This window comes from Nocardia sp. NPDC055321 (assembly GCF_053645575.1).
In genome coordinates, this window is sequence record NZ_JBSHMS010000004.1 from 305,903 (window position 1) to 327,383 (window position 21,481).

Here is a 21,481-nt window from a genome sequence, read left to right on the forward strand (position 1 = left end):
TTGGACCGGCTAGATTTCGGCGGCAACGACGAAGCTGGCAGCGAAATCGCGCCGGGATCGGGCGAGGCTTTCCCGCTGTCGCCCGCTCAGCTGGGCATCTGGTACGCCCAGCACCTCGACCCGCAGGTGCCGATCAATATCGCGCAGTTCGTCGAACTGCGCGGCGAGATCGACGTCCCGCTGCTCGAAGCCGCCATGGTCGAAGCCTCCCTCGAGGTCGGTTCCGGCTTCCTGCGCATCGTCGAACGCGACGGCGAACCGCTGCAGGTGGTCGATCCCAGCCTGGACCGCACGATCTACCGTGCCGATTTCCGCGACGCGCAGGACCCGCGCGCGGCCGCCCTGGCGTGGATGCGCGCCGACTACAGCCGCCCGATGGACATCACCGCCGACCGCCTGATCCGCGGCGCGGTGCTGCACGTGGGCGAGGACCTCTACTACTGGTACGCCCGCGTCCACCACATCGTGCTCGACGGCTTCGGCGCCATGACCTACATGAACCGGGTCGCCGAGGTCTACACCGCTCGTTTCCACGGCACCGAACTCGCGCCGAGCAAGGCCACCGACCTGCGCACGCTGGTCGAGCAGGAGTTCTCCTACCGCGACAGCACCCGCTTCAAGGGCGACAAGGAGTACTGGACCGAGCGTGTCGCCGGTCTGGAGGACGGCACCAGTCTGTCCGGCCGCTCGGCGCCGCCGGCCGCGATCAACGGCATCGCCTCCGCCGCGCTCACCGAGGATCAGACCTCGCTGCTGGACGCGGCGGTCGCGCGTCACGAGAATTCGCCCGCCGGTCTGCTGATCGCGGGCTTCGCGGCGTACCTGGCGCAGTGGACCGGTTCCGAGGACGTCATCCTCAGCCTGCCGGTGACCGCCCGCACCACCGCCGCCATGCGCCGCTCCGGCGGCGCGGTGTCGAACATCGTGCCGCTGCGCCTGCGCGTGGGGTACGGCACGACGGTGAGCGAACTGCTCAAGGCCGTGACCGTGGAAGTGTCCGGCGCGCTGCGGCATCAGCGCTACCGGCACGAGGACATCCGCCGCGACAGCGCGGGCGAGGGCGTGGTCACCCGGGAGTTCTTCGGTCCCTGGGTCAACATCATGATGTTCCACAACGAGGTCACCCTCGGCGACGTGACCGGTGAGCTGAGCGTGCTCTCCACCGGTTCCATCGAGGACCTCGGCGTCAACCTGTACCAGTCCCGGGGCGGCGCGCGGAACCACATCGACTTCGAGACCAACCCCAACCTGTACTCCGACGCCGAGACGGCGCAGCATCATTCGCGCTTCCTCGAGTTCTTCGACCGCTTCCTCGAGGCGGGCGCCGAACAGCCGGTGTGGGGCCTGCCCATCACCACCGCCGCCGAGCGCACCCGCAGCCTGCTCGACTGGAACCGGTCCGGCCACGAGGTCCCGGACACCACGCTGCCCGCGCTGCTGGACGCCCAGATCCCGCTGACGCCGGACAACATCGCCCTGGAGTTCGAGGGCGAGACGCTCACCTACGCCGAGTTCGGCGCGCGCGTCAACCGGCTCGCGCACTTCCTCGTCGCCGACGGCGTCGGGCCGGAATCGCTTGTCGCGCTGGGTATGCGCCGCTCGCTCGACCTGGTGATCGGCATGCACGCGGTGCTGCGCGCCGGTGGCGCGTACGTGCCGATCGATCCGGATCACCCGGCCGATCGCACCGCGTACATCCTCGAGTCCGCGGCACCGGTCTGCGTGCTGACCACCGCCCGCGACGAGCTCGAACTCCCGGCGTCCGTGCGGCGCTTGGAGATCGACACCCTGGACGTGTCGGACTACTCCGACGCCCCGCTGACCGACGCCGACCGGCTGGCCCCGCTGCGGCCGTTCAACACCGCCTACGTCATCTACACCTCGGGTTCCACCGGCCGTCCCAAGGGCGTCGCGGTCACCCACCACGCCATCGTCAATCAAGAACTGTGGATGCTCGACGAGTACGGGCTCACCGCGGACGATGTCTACCTGCAGAAGACCGCCACCACCTTCGACGTCTCGCTGTGGGGCTACTTCCTGCCGCTCATGGTGGGCGCCAAGCTGATCATCGCGACCCCGGACGGGCATCGCGATCCGCTGTACGTGGCCGAGACCATCCACCGGCACGGAGTCACCGTCACCGACTTCGTGCCGTCCATGCTGACGGTCTTCGTCGCGCACGCCACCGCGGCCCAATGCGCTTCGCTGCAGCACGTTTTCGTCATCGGCGAGGCGCTGCCGCCGGAGACCGGCGCGAGCTTCCGCGCGATTTCCGGTGCGGGCCTGCACAACCTGTACGGCCCGACCGAGGCCGCGGTCTCGGTGACCTACTGGGAGAACACCGCCGCGGACACCGTCACGGTGCCGATCGGCGTGCCCGAATGGAATGTCGAAGTCTACGTGCTGGATTCGCGGCTGCGCCCGGCCGCGATCGGCGCGGCGGGCGAGCTGTACCTGGGCGGGCGCCAGCTCGCGCGCGGGTACAAGGGCCGCCCGGACCTGACCTCGGACCGGTTCGTCGCCAATCCGCTGTCCACCGCCGGCGAGCGCATGTACCGCACCGGCGACCTGGTGCGCTGGACCGTCGCGAGCGACGAGTCCGGGACCTTCGGCGCGCTGGAATACATCGGCCGCACCGACTTCCAGGTGAAGTTCCGCGGTCAGCGCATCGAGCTCGGCGAGATCGAGACCGACCTGCTCGCGCACCCGACGGTGAGCCAGGCCGCGGTGCTGGTCATGGACACCGCCACCGGCCAGCAGCTGGTGGCCTACGTGGTCCCGGTGCCGGGGCAGACCATCGATCCCGCCGCGCTGACCCGCTTCGCGGCCGAGAAGCTGCCGACCTACATGGTCCCGGCCTCGATCATGGTGCTGGAAGCCTTCCCGCTCAACACCTCCGGCAAGCTGGACCGCAAGGGCCTGCCCGAGCCGGTGTTCAGCGCGGACGCCGCCGGCTACCGCGCGCCGCGCACCGCCGCAGAGGAGATCGTGGCGGGCGTGTTCGCCGACGTCCTCGGGCACGACCGGGTCGGCGTGGACGACAACTTCTTCGATCTGGGCGGCAACTCGCTGGTCGCCACCCAGGTCGTGGCCCGCGTCTCGGCCGCGTTCGGCACCCGGATCGGCGTGCGCGCGCTGTTCGAGACCCCGACCGTGGCCGGGCTGGCCGCGCGGGTGGAAGCCGAAGGCCCGTCCGATGTTTCGGCGCGCCCCCCGCTGGTGGCGCAGCAGCGCCCGGCGCGGGTGCCGCTGTCGCTGGCGCAGCAGCGCCTGTGGTTCATCAACCAGTTCGATCCCACCTCGCCCACCTACAACCTGCCGTTCGTGGTGAGCCTGCGCGGCGAGGTCGACCTGGCCGCCCTGACGGCCGGCCTCATGGACGTGGTGGAGCGGCAGGAAGCCCTGCGCACCATCTTCCCCGAGTCCGGGGACGGCGGTTTCCAGCAGCTGGTGCCCGCCGGCGAGGTGGACCTGGGCATCGCGGTGCAAACCATCGCGGCGGCGCAATTGCCCGCCGTGCTCACCGAATTCGCGGCCACCGGCTTCGACGTCACCACCGAGCTGCCCATCCGGGTGCGCGTGTACGAGATCGCGGACGGCGGTGACACCCCGGAGTACGCGGTCGCGTTCGTCGTGCACCACATCGCCGCGGACGGCGTGTCGTTCGGCCCGCTGGCGCGCGACATGATCGCCGCCTACCTGGCCCGCGTCGGCGGCGTCGAGCCCGCCTGGGCGCCGCTGGCGGTGCAGTACCAGGACTACAGCATCTGGCAGCGCGAGCTGCTCGGCGCGGAGTCCGATCCCGAATCCATGGCCGCCCGCCAGATCGCCTACTGGCGTTCGACTCTGGCGGGTCTGCCCGATCAGCTCGATCTGCCCTCGGATCGGCCGCGCCCGGCCGAACCCACGTTCGGCGGCGGCCGGGTGCGCTTCGACATCGACGCGGATCTGCACCGCGCGCTCACCGAACTGGCGCGCGCCCAGGGCGTCAGCCTGTTCATGGTGATGCACGCCGCCATCGCGGTGCTGCTCGCCCGCTCCAGCGGCACCACCGACATCGCGGTGGGCACCCCGATCGCCGGTCGCGGCGAGCAGGCGCTCGACGACCTGATCGGCATGTTCGTCAACACCCTGGTGCTGCGCTCGGAGGTGGACGGCGGCGAGCGCTTCAGCGACTTCCTCGCGCGCACCCGCGAATCGGACCTGTCCGCGTTCGCGCACGCGGACGTGCCGTTCGAGCGCCTGGTCGAGGTGCTCAACCCGGCCCGCTCGCAGGCGCGCCATCCGCTGTTCCAGGTGATGCTCTCCTTCCAGGAGATGTCGCACGCCACGGTGGAACTGCCGGGTCTCGCGGTCACCGCCGAAGAGCTCGAAGTCGACATCGCCAAGTTCGACCTGCAGTGGACGCTCACCGAAAGGCGCGGCGGCGCGGGCGAACCCGAGGGCATCGAGGCCGTGGCGCAGTACGCCACCGACCTGTTCGACGAAGCGACCATCACCACCTTCACTGCCCGGCTGCGGCGCATCCTGGAGACGGTCACCGCCGCTCCCGACAGCCTCATCGGCGATATCGACCTGCTCGAATCCGCCGAACGCGCCCTGGTCACCGGCGACTGGACCTCCGCGGGCCCCGATGTCGCGCGCGAGTCCACGCTGCTGGAGCTGTTCGACGCCACCGTGCGCGCGCATCGCGATCGCACCGCGGTCGTGTTCGAGGGCGAGCGCCTGACCTACGCCGAACTCGACGAGCGCGCGAATCAGTTGGCGCGCGCGCTGATCGGCGCGGGCGTGCGGCCGGACACCCTGGTCGCGGTGGCGCTGCCGCGCTCGGCCGAACTCGTGGTCGCGCTGCTGGCCGTGCTCAAGGCGGGCGGCGGCTACCTGCCGGTCGATCCGACCTATCCCGCCGAGCGCATCGAGTTCATGCTCGCGGACGCCGAGCCGATCTGCGTGGTCAGTACCCTGCGGCACGAGATGTCGCTGCCCGCCGCGGTTCCCGTGCTCGCGGTGGACGATCCCGAACTGGCGCTGGTGGATTCGGCCCCGATCGCCGACGCCGAACGCCTGGGCGCCCTGCGCCCGGAGAACATCGCCTACGTCATCTACACCTCGGGCTCGACCGGCCGCCCCAAGGGCGTGCTGATCCCGCACCGGAACGTGGTGCGGCTGTTCGACAACACCGACGCCTGGTTCGATTTCGACGAGAACGACGTGTGGACCATGTTCCACTCGTACGCCTTCGACTTCTCGGTGTGGGAGCTCTGGGGCCCGCTGCTGTACGGCGGCACCCTGGTCGTGGTCGACTACTTCACCTCGCGGTCCCCGGAGCAGTTCCTGGAACTGCTGCAGGAGGAGCGGGTCACGGTCCTGAACCAGACCCCGTCCGCGTTCTACCAGCTGGCCGAGATGGACCGCGCCGGGCGCGGCACCGCGCCGCTGGCGCTGCGCTATGTCGTGTACGGCGGTGAGGCGCTGGAACTTCGGCGCCTGAACGAGTGGTACACCCGCCACCCCGAGGACGCGCCGCGTCTGATCAACATGTACGGCATCACCGAGACCACGGTGCATGTCACCTATCGTCCGCTCGACCGCGCCGCGGTCGCGGCGGCCAACGGCAGCCTCATCGGCCAGGCGATTCCGGGCCTGCGGGTGTACCTGCTGGACCGCCGCCTGCGGCCGGTGCCGGTGGGCGTGCCCGGCGAGATCTACGTCGCCGGTGAGCAATTGGCGCGCGGCTACCTGGGCCGGGCGGATCTGTCCGCGGGCCGGTTCGTCGCCAGCCCGTTCGGGGAACCCGGTGCGCGGCTGTATCGCTCGGGCGACGTGGCCAAGTGGAGCGCCGAGGGCGACCTCGTCTACCTGGGCCGCGCCGACGATCAGGTCAAGGTCCGCGGCTTCCGCATCGAGCTCGGTGAGATCGAGGCGGCGGTACTGGCGCACCCGCAGGTGAGCCAGGCCGCCGTCATCGTGCGGCCGGACGACCGGCTCGGCGATCAGATCGTGGCGTACCTGGTGCCGGCCGGCGGCGTCATGGACCTGGACGCGGTCAAGGCCGGACTGGCGCGCAATCTGCCGCCGTACATGGTGCCCTCGGCCTTCGTGCTGCTGCGCGAGATCCCGCTGACCCCCAACGGCAAGCTCGATCGCCGCGCCCTGCCCGCGCCCACCTTCGAGGTGCGCGAATTCCAGGCGCCGTCCACCCCGATCGAGGAGATCGTCGCCCAGATCTTCGCCGAGGTGCTCGATCTCGGGCCCGGCGCCCGGGTCGGCGCGCACGACGATTTCTTCGAACTCGGCGGCAACTCGCTGATCGCCACCCAGGTGGCGGCCCGCCTCGGCACCGCGCTGGACACCAAGGTGCCGGTGCGCATGCTCTTCGAGGCGTCCGGGGTGGCCGCGCTGGCCGCCCGGGTGGAGTCGCAGGTCGGCGCGGGCGCGCGCAAGGCGCTGGTGGCCCGCGAACGGCCGGCCGACATCCCGCTTTCTCTTGCACAGCAGCGCATGTGGTTCCTGAACCGGTTCGACACCGCCTCCGCGGTGAACAACATCCCGGTGGCCATCCGGCTCTCGGGCGATCTGGACGTGGCGGCGCTGCAGGTCGCGGTCATCGACGTGATCGATCGGCACGAGTCGCTGCGCACGGTCTTCCCCGAGACCCCGTACGGCCCGGTGCAGCAGGTCCTGGACGCCGCGCAGATCGTGCCCGACCTGACCCCGGTGCTGGTCACCGAGGACAACCTGGTCGATCACCTGGTCGAGCTCGCCACCATGGCGTTCGACGTGACCGGCGAAGTGCCCATGCACGCGGCGCTTTTCGAGATCAGCGAGACCGAGTACATCCTCGGCATGGTGGTCCACCACATCAGCGCCGACGGCTGGTCCATGGGCCCGCTGGCCCGCGACGTCATGGTCGCCTACGCCGCGCGCACCTCGTGGGAGGCCCCGGCCTGGTCCGAGCTGCCCGTGCAGTACGCGGACTACTCGCTGTGGCAGCGCGAGGTGCTCGGCTCCGAGGACGACCCGGATTCGCTGATCGCCAAGCAGATTCGCTACTGGACCGACACCCTCGCGGCGCTGCCGGACGAACTGGTGCTGCCCTCGGATCGCCCGCGCCCGGCGGTGGCGAGCTACCGCGGCGGCACCTACCCGTTCGCGATCTCGGCGCAGACCCAGCAGCACCTGGTGGAGCTGGGCCGCCGGCACAACGCCTCGCTGTTCATGGTGCTGCACAGCGCCCTCGCGGTGCTGCTGGCCCGGCTCTCGGGCACCGAGGACATCGTCATCGGCACGCCGGTGCACGGCCGCGGTGAGGCCGCGCTGGACGATCTGGTCGGCATGTTCGTGAACACCCTGGTGCTGCGCACCGAGGTGGACGCGGGCCGGACCTTCGCCGATCTGCTCGCGCAGGCCCGCGACACCGACCTGCACGCGTTCGCGCACGCGGACGTGCCGTTCGAGCGCCTGGTCGAGGTGCTCAACCCGGCCCGCTCGCAGTCGCGGCACCCGCTGTTCCAGGTCATGCTGACCTTCCAGAACACCCGCCAGGCGAGCCTGGAACTGCCCGGGCTCTCGGTCAACGGCGTGGACTACGACGCCGAACTGGCCAAGTTCGACCTGCAGCTGACCCTGCAGGAAGCCCAGGGCCCGGATGGCGAGAACGCCGGCATGTCCGCCGAGTTCTCCTACGCGCGTGACCTTTTCGACGAGGACACGATCGCGGCGTTCGCGCGGCGGCTGGATCTGATCCTGGCGGCCGTGGTGGCCGACCCGGACCGCCCGCTCGGCGACATCGACCTGCTCGCCGGCGACGAGCGCGAGCGCGTGCTGTCGGGCTGGAACGACACCGGATACGACATCGCCCGCGCGCTGCCGATCGGCCTGCGCCCGGACGCGGCGACGCTGGTGTCGCTGTTCGAGGAACAGGTCCTGAGCAGCCCCGACGCGACGGCCGTCGAATTCGAGGGGACAGCTCTGTCCTACGCCGAGTTCGCCGCGCGGGTGCACCGGCTGGCGCGCAAGCTCATCGCGTCCGGGGTGGGCGCGGAATCGCCGGTGGCCCTTGCCATTCGCCGGTCGACCGACCTGGTCGTGGCGATGTACGCCGTGCTCGAGGCAGGCGGCGCCTACGTGCCGCTGGATCCCGATCAGCCGGGCGAGCGCATCGACTACGTGCTGGACACCGCACGCCCCGCCGCGATCCTGACCACCGGTCGCGACGATTTCGTGACGGGCCGCAACGTGCCGGTGCTCGAGATCGACGCGCTGAACCTGGACGGGTTCTCCGCCGCCCCGATCACCGATGCCGAACGCGGACGGGCGATCTCGCCCGAGCACACCGCCTACGTCATCTTCACCTCCGGCTCCACCGGCCGCCCCAAGGGCGTCGCGGTCGAGCACCGCGCCATCGTGAACCGCCTGCTGTGGATGCAGCACGAGTACCCGATCGACGCGAACGACGCGGTGCTGCAGAAGACCCCGGCCACCTTCGACGTGTCGGTGTGGGAGTTCTTCTGGCCCCTGCAGACCGGTGCCCGCCTGGTCGTGGCCAAGCCCGACGGCCACCGCGATCCGGTGTACCTGGCGAAGATCATCGCCGAGGCGGGCATCACGACCGCCCACTTCGTGCCCTCGATGCTCTCGGTCTTCACCTCGGCCCTCGAAGCCGACACGGACGCGCCGGAGCGACGCGACGGCCGGAACACCCTCCTGCGCCAGGTTTTCGCCTCCGGTGAAGCGCTGCCCGCGCCCACCGCGCACAAGCTGCGCGAGCTGACCGGCGCCCGGCTGCACAACCTCTACGGCCCCACCGAGGCCGCGGTCGACGTCACGTACCACGAAGTCGTCGACGCCGACACCGTCGCGGTGCCCATCGGCCGCCCGGTGTGGAACACCCGGACCTACGTGCTCGACGCCCGGCTCAACCCGGTCGCCCCGGGTACCGCGGGAGAGCTCTATCTCGCGGGCGATCAGCTCGCGCGCGGCTACCTGGGCCGCCCCGACCTGTCGGCCGACCGCTTCGTGGCCGACCCGTTCGGCACGCCGGGCAGCCGCATGTACCGCACCGGCGACCTGGTCACCTGGACCGCCGACGGGGAACTGAACTACCTGGGCCGCACCGACTTCCAGGTCAAGCTGCGCGGCCTGCGCATCGAACTGGGCGAGATCGAGGCCGCGCTGCTCGCGGAGCCGAGCATCGCGCAGTCGGTGGTGGTGGTGCGGACCGACGCGCACGCCGGTGATCAGCTCGTGGGCTACGTGGTCCCGGACGCGGACGCCGTCGTGGACACCGACGCGGTCAAGGCCGCGCTCGGCCGGTCGCTGCCCGCGTACATGGTGCCTTCGGCGCTGGTCGTGCTGGACGCCTTCCCGGTCAACGCCTCGGGCAAGCTCGATCGCCGGGCCCTGCCCGCGCCGGTCTTCGAGACCAAGCGCTTCCGCGCGCCCGCCACTCCCATCGAGGAGATCATCGCGCAGATCTTCGCCGATCTGCTCGGCGCCGAACGCATCGGCGTGGACGACGACTTCTTCGAACTCGGCGGCAACTCGCTCGTCGCGACCCAGGTCGTGGCCCGGCTCTCGGTCGCGCTGAAGGCCGAGATCGGCGTGCGCGCGCTGTTCGAGGCGCCCACCGTCGCGGCGCTGGCCGCGCGGGTGGAGTCGCACGCGGGAACCGGTGTGCGCCAGGCGCTCACCGCGCGCACCCGCCCGGAGTACCCGCCGCTCTCGCTCGCGCAGCAGCGCATGTGGTTCCTGAACCGGTTCGACACCGATTCGGCCGCGAACAACATCCCGGCGGCCGTACAGCTCTCGGGCGCACTGGATCTGGACGCCATGCGGGCCGCGGTCGCGGACGTGGTCGCGCGGCACGAGTCGCTGCGCACCATCTACCCCTCGCACGAGGGCCGCGCGTACCAGCGGGTGCTGCCCGCCGCGCGGGCCGTGCCCCAGCTCGACGTGGTCGAGGTGGGCGCGGTCGATCTGCTCACCGCGGTACGGGGTTTCGCCGGTCGCGGCTTCGACGTCACCGCGGAACCGCCGGTGCGCGTGCGCGCGTTCCGGACCGCCGCGGACGAGCACGTGCTCGTGCTCGTCGCCCATCACATCGCCGCCGACGGTTTCTCGATGAATCCGCTGGTGCGCGACCTCATGACCGCCTACGTGGCGCGCAGCGGCGGCGAAGCGCCCGGCTGGACCGAATTGCCGGTGCAGTACGCCGATTACGCGCTGTGGCAGCGCGAAACCCTGGGCGCGGAGGACGATCCGCGTTCGCTGAGCACCGAACAGCTGGACTACTGGCGCGAGACCCTGGCCGGGCTGCCGGACGAGCTGCGGCTGTCCACGCGTCCGCGCCCGGCGGTGGCCACCTACGCCGCGGGCACGCACCGCTTCCAGGTGCCCGGCGAGCTCATCGGCGGGCTCACCCGCGTCGCGCAGCAGCACGGCACCACGCTGTTCATGGTGGTGCACGGCGCTTTCGCCGCGCTGCTGGCGCGCCTGAGCGGCACCGACGACATCGCCGTCGGCATCCCGGTGGCCGGTCGCGGCGAGCAGGCGCTGGACGACCTGGTCGGCATGTTCGTCAACACCCTGGTGCTGCGTTCGCCGGTGGACACCGGCGCGAGTTTCGCCGAGCTGCTCGGCACCGTCCGCGAGCGGGATCTGCAGGCGTTCGCGCACGCCGATCTGCCGTTCGAGCGCCTGGTCGAGGTGCTCAACCCGGCCCGCTCGCAGGCGCGGCACCCGCTGTTCCAGGTCATGCTCTCGTTCCAGAACCTGGGCCGTACCGCCCTGGAGCTGCCGGGGCTGCGCGTGGCCGAACTCGAGATCGACCAGCAGACGGCCAAGTTCGATCTGCAGCTCACGCTGAGCGAGGTCGTCGACGGCGGTTCGGCGGCAGCCGATGCCGCCGCCATGGAAGCCGAACTCGTCTACGCCACCGATCTTTTCGACGCCGCGTTCGCGGATGTCTTCGGGCGGCGCTTCGTGCGCATGCTCGCCGCGCTGGTCGCCGATCCGGCGGTCCGGGTCGGCGATGTGGACCTGCTGCTCGATCACGAGCGCCAGCGGGTCCTGCACGGCTGGAACGACACCGCGTTCGAACTGGACGCCGCGCTGCCCGTCGTTGCCGAGGGCGCCGCGCAGACGCTGGTCGCGCTGTTCGAGGCACAGGTCGCGCAGACCCCCGAGGCGACCGCGGTCACCTTCGAGGGGACGAGTCTGTCCTACGCCGAGTTCGCCGCCCGGGTGCGCAGGCTCGCGCGCTGGCTCGTCGCCGCGGGCGTGGGCCCGGAATCGCAGGTGGCGCTGGGTATGCGCCGATCCATCGATCTGGTGGCGGGTATGTACGCCGTCACGGTCGCCGGTGGCGCGTACGTGCCGCTGGATCCGGATCATCCGGCCGAGCGCACCGACTACATCCTCGAGACCGCGCGCCCGGTGTGCGTGCTGACCTCCGGGGAGGACCTGGAAGGCGTTGCGGGACGCCAGGTTCGGATCGACCAGCTGGACCTGTCGGAATTCGCCGACACCCCGCTGACCGATGCCGACCGCCGGACCCCGCTGCGCCCGGGCAACACCGCGTACGTCATCTTCACCTCGGGTTCGACCGGCCGCCCCAAGGGCGTGGCCGTCTCGCACGCCGCCATCGTCAACCGCCTGGTGTGGATGCACGCCCAGTACGGTCTGGCCGGGCACGACGTCGTGCTGCAGAAGACCCCCGCGACCTTCGACGTGTCGGTGTGGGAGTTCTTCTGGCCCCTGCAGGTCGGCGCGCGCCTGGTCGTCGCCAAGCCGGACGGCCACCGCGATCCGGCCTACCTGCTGCGGATCATAGCCGCCGAGCGGGTCAGCACCCTGCACTTCGTGCCGTCCATGCTGGCGGTCTTCGTCGCCGAACTGGCGGCGGGGGACGGTGCCGCCGCGGCCAGTCTGCTCAACGTCTTCGCCTCGGGTGAGGGGCTGCCCGCCACCACCGCGCAGCGGTTGCGCGAGCTCACCGGCGCGCGCCTGCACAACCTGTACGGCCCCACCGAGGCCGCGGTCGACGTCACCTTCCACGAGGTCGTGGACGCCGACACCGTGAGCGTGCCGATCGGCGCGCCGGTGTTCAACACCCAGGTGTACGTGCTGGATTCGCGGCTGCGGCCGGTTCCGGCGGGTGTCGCGGGTGAGCTCTATCTGGCGGGCGATCAGCTCGCCACCGGCTACGTGGCGCGCGCGGATCTGACCGCGGATCGCTTCGTGGCCAACCCGTTCGCCGCGAACGAGCGCATGTACCGCACCGGCGACCTGGTGGTGTGGACCGGCACCGGGGAGCTGGAGTACCTGGGCCGCACCGACTTCCAGGTGAAGCTGCGCGGTCTGCGCATCGAGCTCGGCGAGATCGAGGCCGCCCTGGCGGCGCTGCCCGCGGTCGCCCAGTCGGTGGTCGTGGTGCGTGCCGACGAGCGCACCGGCGATCAGCTGGTGGCGTACCTGGTGGCCGCTGACGGTGCCATCGACACCGAGGCCGTCAAGGGCGAACTCGCGCGGCGGCTGCCGGCGTACATGGTGCCCGCCGCCTACGTGGTGCTCGACGCCTTCCCGCTCAACGCCTCCGGCAAGCTGGAGCGCCGTGCTCTGCCCGCGCCGGCCTTCGCGGCCAAGGTCTACCGCGCCCCGGAGACCCCGGTGGAGCAGACCGTGGCGGGCGTGTTCGCCGACGTGCTCGGCGGCGAGCGGGTCGGCCTGGACGACGACTTCTTCGAACTCGGCGGCAACTCGCTCATCGCCACCCAGGTGATCTCGCGGCTGTCCGCGGCGCTGGACGCCGACATTCCGCTGCGCGCGCTGTTCGAGGCGACCACGGTCGCCGGGCTGGCCGCGCACCTGGAATCGCGTGTCGGCACCGGCAGCCGGGTGCCGCTGGTCCCGCAGGAGCGGCCCGCGGCCACCACGCTGCCGACCGGGGAGACCGTGGCCCTGGTGCCGCTGTCCCCGGCGCAGCAGCGCATGTGGTTCCTGAACCGGTTCGACAACCGCACCGCCGTGAACAACATCCCGGTGGCGTTGAAGCTGACCGGCGCGATCGACCTCGAGGCGTTCGGCGCCGCGATCGGCGACGTGCTGGCCCGGCACGAGGCGCTGCGCACCGTGTACCCCGAGGTCGCCGGCGACGGTTTCCAGCGGGTGCTCGATCCCGCCGAACTCGATGTCCAGGTGCGGGCCGAGACGGTCACCGCCGCCGAACTGCCCTCGCGCATCACCGAACTCGCGACCGTCTACTTCGACGTCACCCGTGAGCTGCCGTTCCGCGCGACGGTGCTGAGCCTGAGCGCCACCGAACACGTGCTGGTGCTGGTGCTGCACCACATCAGCGCCGACGGCTTCTCGCTGCGCCCGCTGCTGCGTGACGTGGTGGCGGCCTACCTGTCCCGCAGCGGCGGCCGGGCCCCGGAGTGGGCCCCGCTGCCGGTGCAGTACGCCGACTACGCGCTGTGGCAGCGCACGGTGCTCGGGGTCGAGAACGACGCGGAATCCATTGCGGCCCAGCAGGTCGCGTACTGGTCCGAGCAGCTGCGCGATCTGCCCGAGCAGATCGAGCTGCCCGCGGACCGCCCGCGTCCGGAGATCGCCAGTAACGCCGGCGCCACCTACGAGTTCGCCGTCGACGCCGAACTGCACCGGGCGCTGACCGCGCTCGCGCGCGAGCACGACGTCACCCTGTTCATGGTGCTGCACGCCGCGCTGGCCACCTGGTCCGCGCGTCTGTCCCGCTCGGTCGACATCGCGGTCGGCACGCCCATCGCGGGCCGTGGCGAACGCGCCCTCGACGACCTGATCGGCATGTTCGTCAACACCCTGGTGCTGCGCACCCCGGTGTTGCCGGACAACACCTTCCGCGAGCTGCTGGCCGAGGTGCGGCGCACCGACCTGGCCGCGTTCGCGCACGCCGACGTGCCGTTCGAGCGGCTGGTCGACGTGATCAGCCCGGTGCGCTCGCAGGCGCACCACCCGCTGTTCCAGGTCGCGCTGACCTTCGAGGCCGCGGGCGCGAAGGACGCGGGCGCGCTCGAGCTGCCCGAGCTCGCGGTCGAGGCGGTCGAATTCGACGCGGGCACCGCGAAATTCGACGTGCAGCTGACCGTGGGCGAGCGCGCCGACGGCTCGCTCGGCCTGTCCTGGAACTACGCCACCGATCTGTTCGACCCCGAGACCGTGGCCTCGTTCGCCGAGCGCCTCGTGCGGATCCTGCACGCGGTCACCGAGGACGCGGGCGTGCTGCTGGGCGATATCGACCTGCTCGGGGAGAGCGAACGCCTCGACGTGTCCGAGCGCTGGGTCTCCGCCGGCGACGACATCGTCGCGCTGGCCGAGGCCGCGCGCCTGGCCGCCGCGGCGACGACGGGTACGGTCACCCGCGGTATCGCCGAGAGCGTGTTCGGCTCGGCCACGGGTCTTTTCGCCGATCCGGTGGGCGCGCTCACCGGCCCGTTCGCGGCCCCGGGCGCGACCCTGTCCGGACTCTTCGATCAGGCCGTGGCCGCGCATCCGCACCGGATCGCCGCGCGCTTCGGCGGCGACGAGCTGACCTACTCCGATCTGGACCGGCGCGCGAACGTGGTCGCGCGCAGGCTCATCGAGGACGGCGCCGGTCCGGAATCGCTGGTCGCGGTGCTGCTGCCGCGCTCGCTGGACCTGGTCGTCGCCCTGCTCGCGGTCATCAAGACCGGCGCGGGCTACGTGCCGGTCGACCCGAGCTACCCGGCCGACCGCATCGCCTTCGTGCTGTCCGACGCCGAGCCCACCAGCGTGGTGCTCGATTCCACCGTGCAGGTGAGCGTGCCCGCCGGTCTGCCGGTGGTGCTGCTCGACGGCTACGGCGTGGAAGCCGGCGACATCGAGGACGCCGAGGACGGCCCGATCACCGACGCGGATCGGATCGCCCCGCTGCATCCCGATCACGTCGCCTACGTCATCTACACCTCCGGTTCCACCGGCCGCCCCAAGGGCGTCGCGGTGGCGCACCGGAACGTGGTGCGGCTCATGGCCAATACCGATCGCGAATTCGGTTTCGGCCCGGACGACGTGTGGACCCTGTTCCACTCCTACGCCTTCGACTTCTCGGTGTGGGAACTGTGGGGCCCGCTGCTGTACGGCGGCACCCTCGTGGTGGTCGACTACTACGTCTCGCGCTCGCCGGAGCAGTTCCTGGAACTGCTGCGCCGCGAACGGGTCACGGTGCTCAACCAGACCCCGTCCGCGTTCTACCAGCTCGCCGAGGCCGATCGGATCGCCACGGCGGGCCGTGACGCCGACGGCGCCGCGGCGCTCGCGCTGCGCTACGTGATCTTCGGCGGCGAGGCCCTCGAGCTGCGCCGTCTCTCGGACTGGGTTGCCCGCCACGGCGATTCGACCCCGTACCTGGTGAACATGTACGGCATCACCGAGACCACGGTGCACGTCTCGCACCGGGTGCTCGACGCCGACACCATCGCGGCCGCCACCGGCAGCGTGGTCGGTCGCGCCATCGCCGGTCTGCGGGTGTACGTGCTCGACGAGCGCCTGCATCCGGTGCCGGTGGGCGTCGCGGGTGAGATGTACGTCGCCGGAGCGCAATTGGCGCGCGGCTATCTGCACCGCCCGGACCTGACCGCGGCCCGCTTCGTGGCGAGTCCGTTCGGCGCCGGCGGCAGCCGGCTGTACCGCTCGGGCGACGTGGCGCGCTGGAATCGTTTCGGCGAGCTCGAATACCTCGGCCGCGCCGACGATCAGGTCAAGGTGCGCGGCTTCCGCATCGAACTCGGTGAGATCGAGGCCGCTGTCCTGGCGCAGCCGGGCGTGGCGCAGGCCGCGGTCATCGTGCGCGAGGACCAGCCGGGCGATCAGCGCATCGTCGCCTACGTGGTGCCCGAATCCGGCGCCGCCGCCGCGGAATCCTGGCTGCTCGCGGTACGCGACGGCGCGGGGGAGCGCCTGCCCTCGTACATGGTGCCCGCCGCGGTCGTCCCGCTCGGCGCCATCCCGCTGACCGTCAACGGCAAGCTCGATCGCCGCGCGCTGCCCGCCCCGGCGGCGCAGGCCCGGGCCTTCCGGGCGCCGGAGACCCCGACCCAGGAGACCGTCGCCGCGGTGTTCGCGGAGGTCCTGGACCTGCCGAGAGTCGGCCTGGACGACGACTTCTTCGATCTGGGCGGCAACTCGCTCATCGCCACCCGGGTGGTCTCGCGCATCGGCGCGGCCCTGGACACCACGGTCGCGGTGCGCACGCTCTTCGAGGCGACCACGGTCGAATCCCTCGCCGCGCGTATCGAATCGCACGCCGACGGCGCCTCGCGCGCCAAGCTGGTGGCCCGCCCGCGGGTGCCCGGCGAGCCCGCGCCGCTGTCGTTCGCGCAGCAGCGGATGTGGTTCCTGAACCAGTACGACACCTCCTCGGCGGCCTACAACCTGCCGCTGGCCATCCGACTCACCGGCGAACTCGACACCGCCGCACTGGAACTGGCTGTGGCGGACGTGGTGCGCAGGCACGAGTCGCTGCGCACCCGCTACCCCGAGCACGGCGGCACGCCGGTGCAGGTGGTCGTGCCCGCCGAGCAGGTCGCCCTGGATCTGCGCCCGGTCACGGTCGCCCCGGCGGCGCTCATCGACACGGTGACGGCCTTCGCCACCGTGGGATTCGATGTGGCGGACCAGGTTCCGCTGCGCGCCCGGCTGTTCCGGGTGGCCGCCCCCGCCGCCGACGACGACTCCGACACAGCCGCCGGTGAGCACGTGCTCGTGGTCGTGGTGCACCACATCGCCGGTGACGGCTTCTCCATGGCGCCGCTCTCGCGCGACGTCATGCTGGCCTACTCCGCGCGCACCCAGGGCGCGGTCCCCGGCTGGGCGCCGCTGGCCGTGCAGTACGCCGATTTCGCCGTCTGGCAGCGCGAAGTGCTCGGCTCGGAAGAGGATTCGGCCTCGATCATGGCCCGCCAGGTCGGGTACTGGCAGCGCGTGCTGGCCGGTGCGCCCGAGGAACTGGCGCTGCCGACCGACCGCCCGCGGCCCGCGGTGGCCACCCACCACGGCGCCACCGTGCAGCGTGAGCTGAGCTCCGAACTCGTCGGCGCGCTGGAAGAGCTCGCCCGCCGGCGCGGTTCCTCGCTGTTCATGGTCATGCACTCCGCGCTCGCGGTGCTGCTGGCCCGGCTGTCCGGCGGCGACGACATCTCGGTCGGTACCCCGGTCGCCGGTCGCGGCGAGGCCGCGCTGGACGACCTGGTCGGCATGTTCGTCAACACCCTGGTGCTGCGCACCGGCATCGATCCGGCGGAATCGTTCTCCGATCTGCTGGACCGGGCCCGGCACACCGACCTCGACGCCTTCGGCAACGCCGACGTGCCGTTCGAGCGCCTGGTGGAACTGCTGGCCCCCGAGCGCTCGCAGGCCCGCAACCCGCTGTTCCAGGTCATGCTCGCGTTCCAGAACCTGGACCGCACCGCCCTGGAACTGCCCGGGCTCAGCGTCGCCGCGCTCGACCTGGACGAGAACATCTCCCGCTTCGATCTGCAGTTCACGCTGTCCGAACGGGATTCGGGCATGGCGCTGGCGCTGACCTACGCGGTCGACCTGTTCGACGCCGACACCGCCGCGGGCTTCGCCCAGCGCTGGCTGCGGGTGCTCGAGGCCGTCGCCGCGAACCCGGAGATCGCGGTCGGCGCGATCGACATCCTCGATCGGGCCGAGCGCGCCGACCTCGTCGCGCGGCACGGGCTGCCCGCGATCCCGGCCGCCACCCTGCCCGACCTGCTGGCCGCCGCCGTGGCCCGCGGCCCGCAGGGGACCGCCGTCCGCTTCCAGGGGACAGGTCTGTCCTACGCGGAACTCGACGCGCGCTCCAACCGCCTGGCGCGCCTGCTCATCGAGCGCGGCATCGGCACCGAGAACCTCGTCGCCATCGCGGTACCGCGTTCGGACGCTTCGTATTTCGCCGAGTGGGGCGTCACCAAGACCGGTGCGGCCTTCGTGCCGGTCGACCCGAACTACCCCGCCGACCGTATCGCGCACATGGTCACCGACTCGGGTTCCCCGGTCGGCCTGACCGTGGCGTCGGTGCGCGCCGAGCTGCCGGATTCGGTGGAATGGCTCGTCCTGGACGATCTCGACCTCGACGCCCATGCCGCCGAGGCGATCTCGGACGCGGACCGGGTGCGCCCGCTGCGCCCGGAGCATCCGGCGTACGTCATCTACACCTCCGGCTCCACCGGCCTGCCCAAGGGCGTGGTGGTCACGCACGCCGGTCTGGCCAACTTCAGCGTCGAGCAGGCCGAGCGCTACGCCCTCGACTCCTCGTCGCGCGCACTGCATTTCGCTTCGCCGTCGTTCGACGCGTCCATCCTGGAATTCCTGCTCGCCATCGGCGCGGGCGGCACCCTGGTGGTCGTCCCGCCGGGCGTCTACGGCGGTGACGAACTCTCGGAACTGATCCGCTCCGAGGGCGTCACGCACGCCTTCATCACCCCGGCCGCGCTGGCCACCTTCGACCCGACCGGCCTGGACACCCTGCGCGTCCTGGTCGCCGGCGGCGAGGCAGTGCCCGCCGATCTGGTCGCCAAGTGGGCGATTCCGCTGGCGGACGGCACGATTCGCGCCTTCCACAACGGCTACGGCCCCACCGAGACCACGATCATGACCAACATCAGCGACGCGCTGGTGCCGGGCGATCAGGTCACCATCGGCGGGCCGACCCGCGGTATGCAGTCGCTGATCCTGGACAACCGGTTGCGGCCGGTGCCGGTCGGCGTCGCTGGTGAGCTGTACATCGCGGGCATTCAGCTGGCGCGCGGCTACCACGCCCGCCCGGGCCTGACCGCGGATCGCTTCGTGGCCAACCCGGCCGTGGCCGGGCAGCGGATGTACCGCACCGGTGACGTGGTGCGCTGGACCCGCACCGGCGAGGTCGAATACGTCGGCCGCTCGGACTTCCAGGTCAAGGTGCGCGGTTTCCGCATCGAACTGGGCGAGATCGACGCCGCGCTGGCCGCGCACGAGAGCGTGGACTTCGCGGTCACCGTCGGGCACAAGAACGCCGCGGGCGCGACCTCGCTGGTCTCGTACGTCGTCGCCGTGCCCGGACAGTCGATCGACATCGCCGCGGTCACCGCGTTCGTGGAGCAGCGCCTGCCCGCGTACATGGTGCCGTCGTCGGTCATGGTGATCGACCGCGTGCCGCTGACCCCGGTCGGCAAGCTCGACCGCAAGGCGCTGCCCGAACCGGTGTTCGCCACCGAGGTCGTCTTCCGCGCGTCGCGAAACGCGCTGGAGCACACCATTTCCGAGGTCTTCGCCGAGGTCCTCGGCCTGGAGCGGGTCGGCATCGACGACTCCTTCTTCGCGCTCGGCGGCGATTCCATCGTCTCCATCCAGCTGGTGTCGCGGGCCAAGGCGCGGGGCGTGGTCTTCAGCCCGCGCGACGTCTTCGAACAGCGCACCGTCGCCGGCCTGGCCGCCGTGGCCGAAACCGCCGACGCGCAGGGCGATTCCGCGCCCAAGCTGCTGGAGCTGCCCGGTGGCGGCGTCGGCGTCATGCCGCTCACCCCGGTGGTGCGGTTCATGGTGGAACGGCCCGGCGCGTTCGGCCGCTTCAACCAGACCATGGCCCTGGAACTGCCGGTCGGCATCGACCGCGCGGGCATCGCCGCCACCGTCGGCGCGGTCATCGACCGCCACGACATGCTGCGCGCGCGCCTGCGCCGGGTCCCCGGCGCGGACTGGATCGTGGAGACGGCCGCGGCCGGCGCCATCGACGTGGACGCGCTCATCGATCGCACCGAGTTCGACGCCGCCGCGAGCGACGCCGAACTCGTCGACATCGCTTCCGCCGCACTCGATGCCACCCTCGACCGGCTCGATCCCACCGCGGGCGTCGTGGTGCGCTTCGTCTGGCTGGCCCCGAGCGACGGCTCGCGCGCGGGCCGCCTCATCGTGGCCGCGCACCACCTGGTGGTCGACGGCGTCACCTGGCGCATCCTGGTGCCCGACTTCGTCACCGCCTGGGGACAGCTCGCCGCCGGGCAGACCCCCGAACTCGTCGCGCCCGAGACCAGCATGCGGACCTGGGCGCACGCCCTCGAACGCGAAGCGGCCACCGAGGCCCGCGTGGCCGAGCTCGACTTCTGGCGCGGGGTCGTGGACGGCCCGGATCCGCTGCTGACCGAGCGCCCGATGGATCCGGCCGTCGACGTCACCGCGGTGCTGGCCAAGCACCGGGTCGAACTCTCGGCCGAGGTCACCAGGTCGCTGCTGACCACCGTGCCCGCGCTCTTCCACGGCGGCGTCAACGACGGTCTGCTGACCGCGCTGGCGCTGGCCGTGGCGAAGTGGCGCACCGCCCGGGGCATCGCGGCGGACGAGTCCGCCCTGATCCGCCTGGAGGGCCACGGCCGCGAGGAGGAGGTCGTGCCCGGCGCCGACCTGTCCCGCACGGTCGGCTGGTTCACCGCCATCTTCCCGGTGCGCTTCGATCTGTCGCAGCTCGATGTGGACGCCGCCCTCGCGGGCGGCCCGGCCATGGGCGCGGCCATCAAGGCCGTCAAGGAGCAGCTGCTCGCGGTGCCGGACAAGGGCATCGGCTACGGCCTGCTGCGCTACCTGAACCAGGCCACCGCCGATCAGCTGCCCGCGCGCCTGCCCGGTCAGGTCAGCTTCAACTACCTGGGCCGGGTCAACACCGGCGAGGTGCCCGAGGCGCTGCGCGGCTTCGGCTGGATCCCGGCGGCCGAACTGGCCGATCTGGGCGGCGCGTACGACGCCGACATGCCCGCCATGGCCCCGCTCGACATCAACGCCATCGTGGTCGGCGATCACCTGACCGCCAATATCGGCTACCCGAGCACGCTGCTGGACGCGGCGGCCGTCGCCGAGTTCGGCGCGCTGTGGATCTCCGCGCTGGAAGCCGTAGCGCGGCACGCGGAATCGGCGCGGGCCGGTGGGCACACCCCGTCCGACTTCGGGCTGGTGCGGGTCACCCAGCGCGACATCGACGGCTGGGAGCGGCGTTTCGGCGCCATCGACCAGGTGTGGCCGCTGTCCGCCCTGCAGTCGGGTCTGCTCTTCCACGCGCAGCTCGCGGCCACCTCGGTGGACGTGTACACCGCGCAGGCGGTGCTAACCCTCACCGGCCGCGTCGACGCCGACCGCCTGCGCGCGGCCGCGCAGGCGCTGCTGGACCGGCACGAGATCCTGCGCACCGCATACGTTTCCGACTCCAACGGCGTGCCCGTGCAGGTCGTGCTCGACAAGGTGCACGTGGCGTGGGCGCAGCACGATCGCACCGGAACCGGTTACGCCGGCGACATTCTCGAGGCCGATCGCGTCCAGCGCTTCGACCTCACCGAACCGCCGCTGATCCGCTACACCCTGGTCCAGACCGCCGCCGACGAATGGCAGCTGGCCGTGGCCAACCACCACATCCTGCTCGACGGCTGGTCCATGCCGCTGCTCATGCAGGACCTGCTGG

1 protein-coding gene (only partly in view) is annotated in these 21,481 nt (G+C 71.5%); it reads left to right on the top strand.

Annotated elements, in window-relative coordinates:
• A protein-coding gene (locus ACWIGI_RS08480; protein WP_454201697.1) for a non-ribosomal peptide synthase/polyketide synthase crosses the window boundary here: on the top strand, positions 1-21,481 show its start. Its footprint extends 22,619 nt past the window's final position; only the first 21,481 of its 44,100 coding nucleotides appear in the window; its start codon is at positions 1-3; its stop codon lies off the right edge, out of view.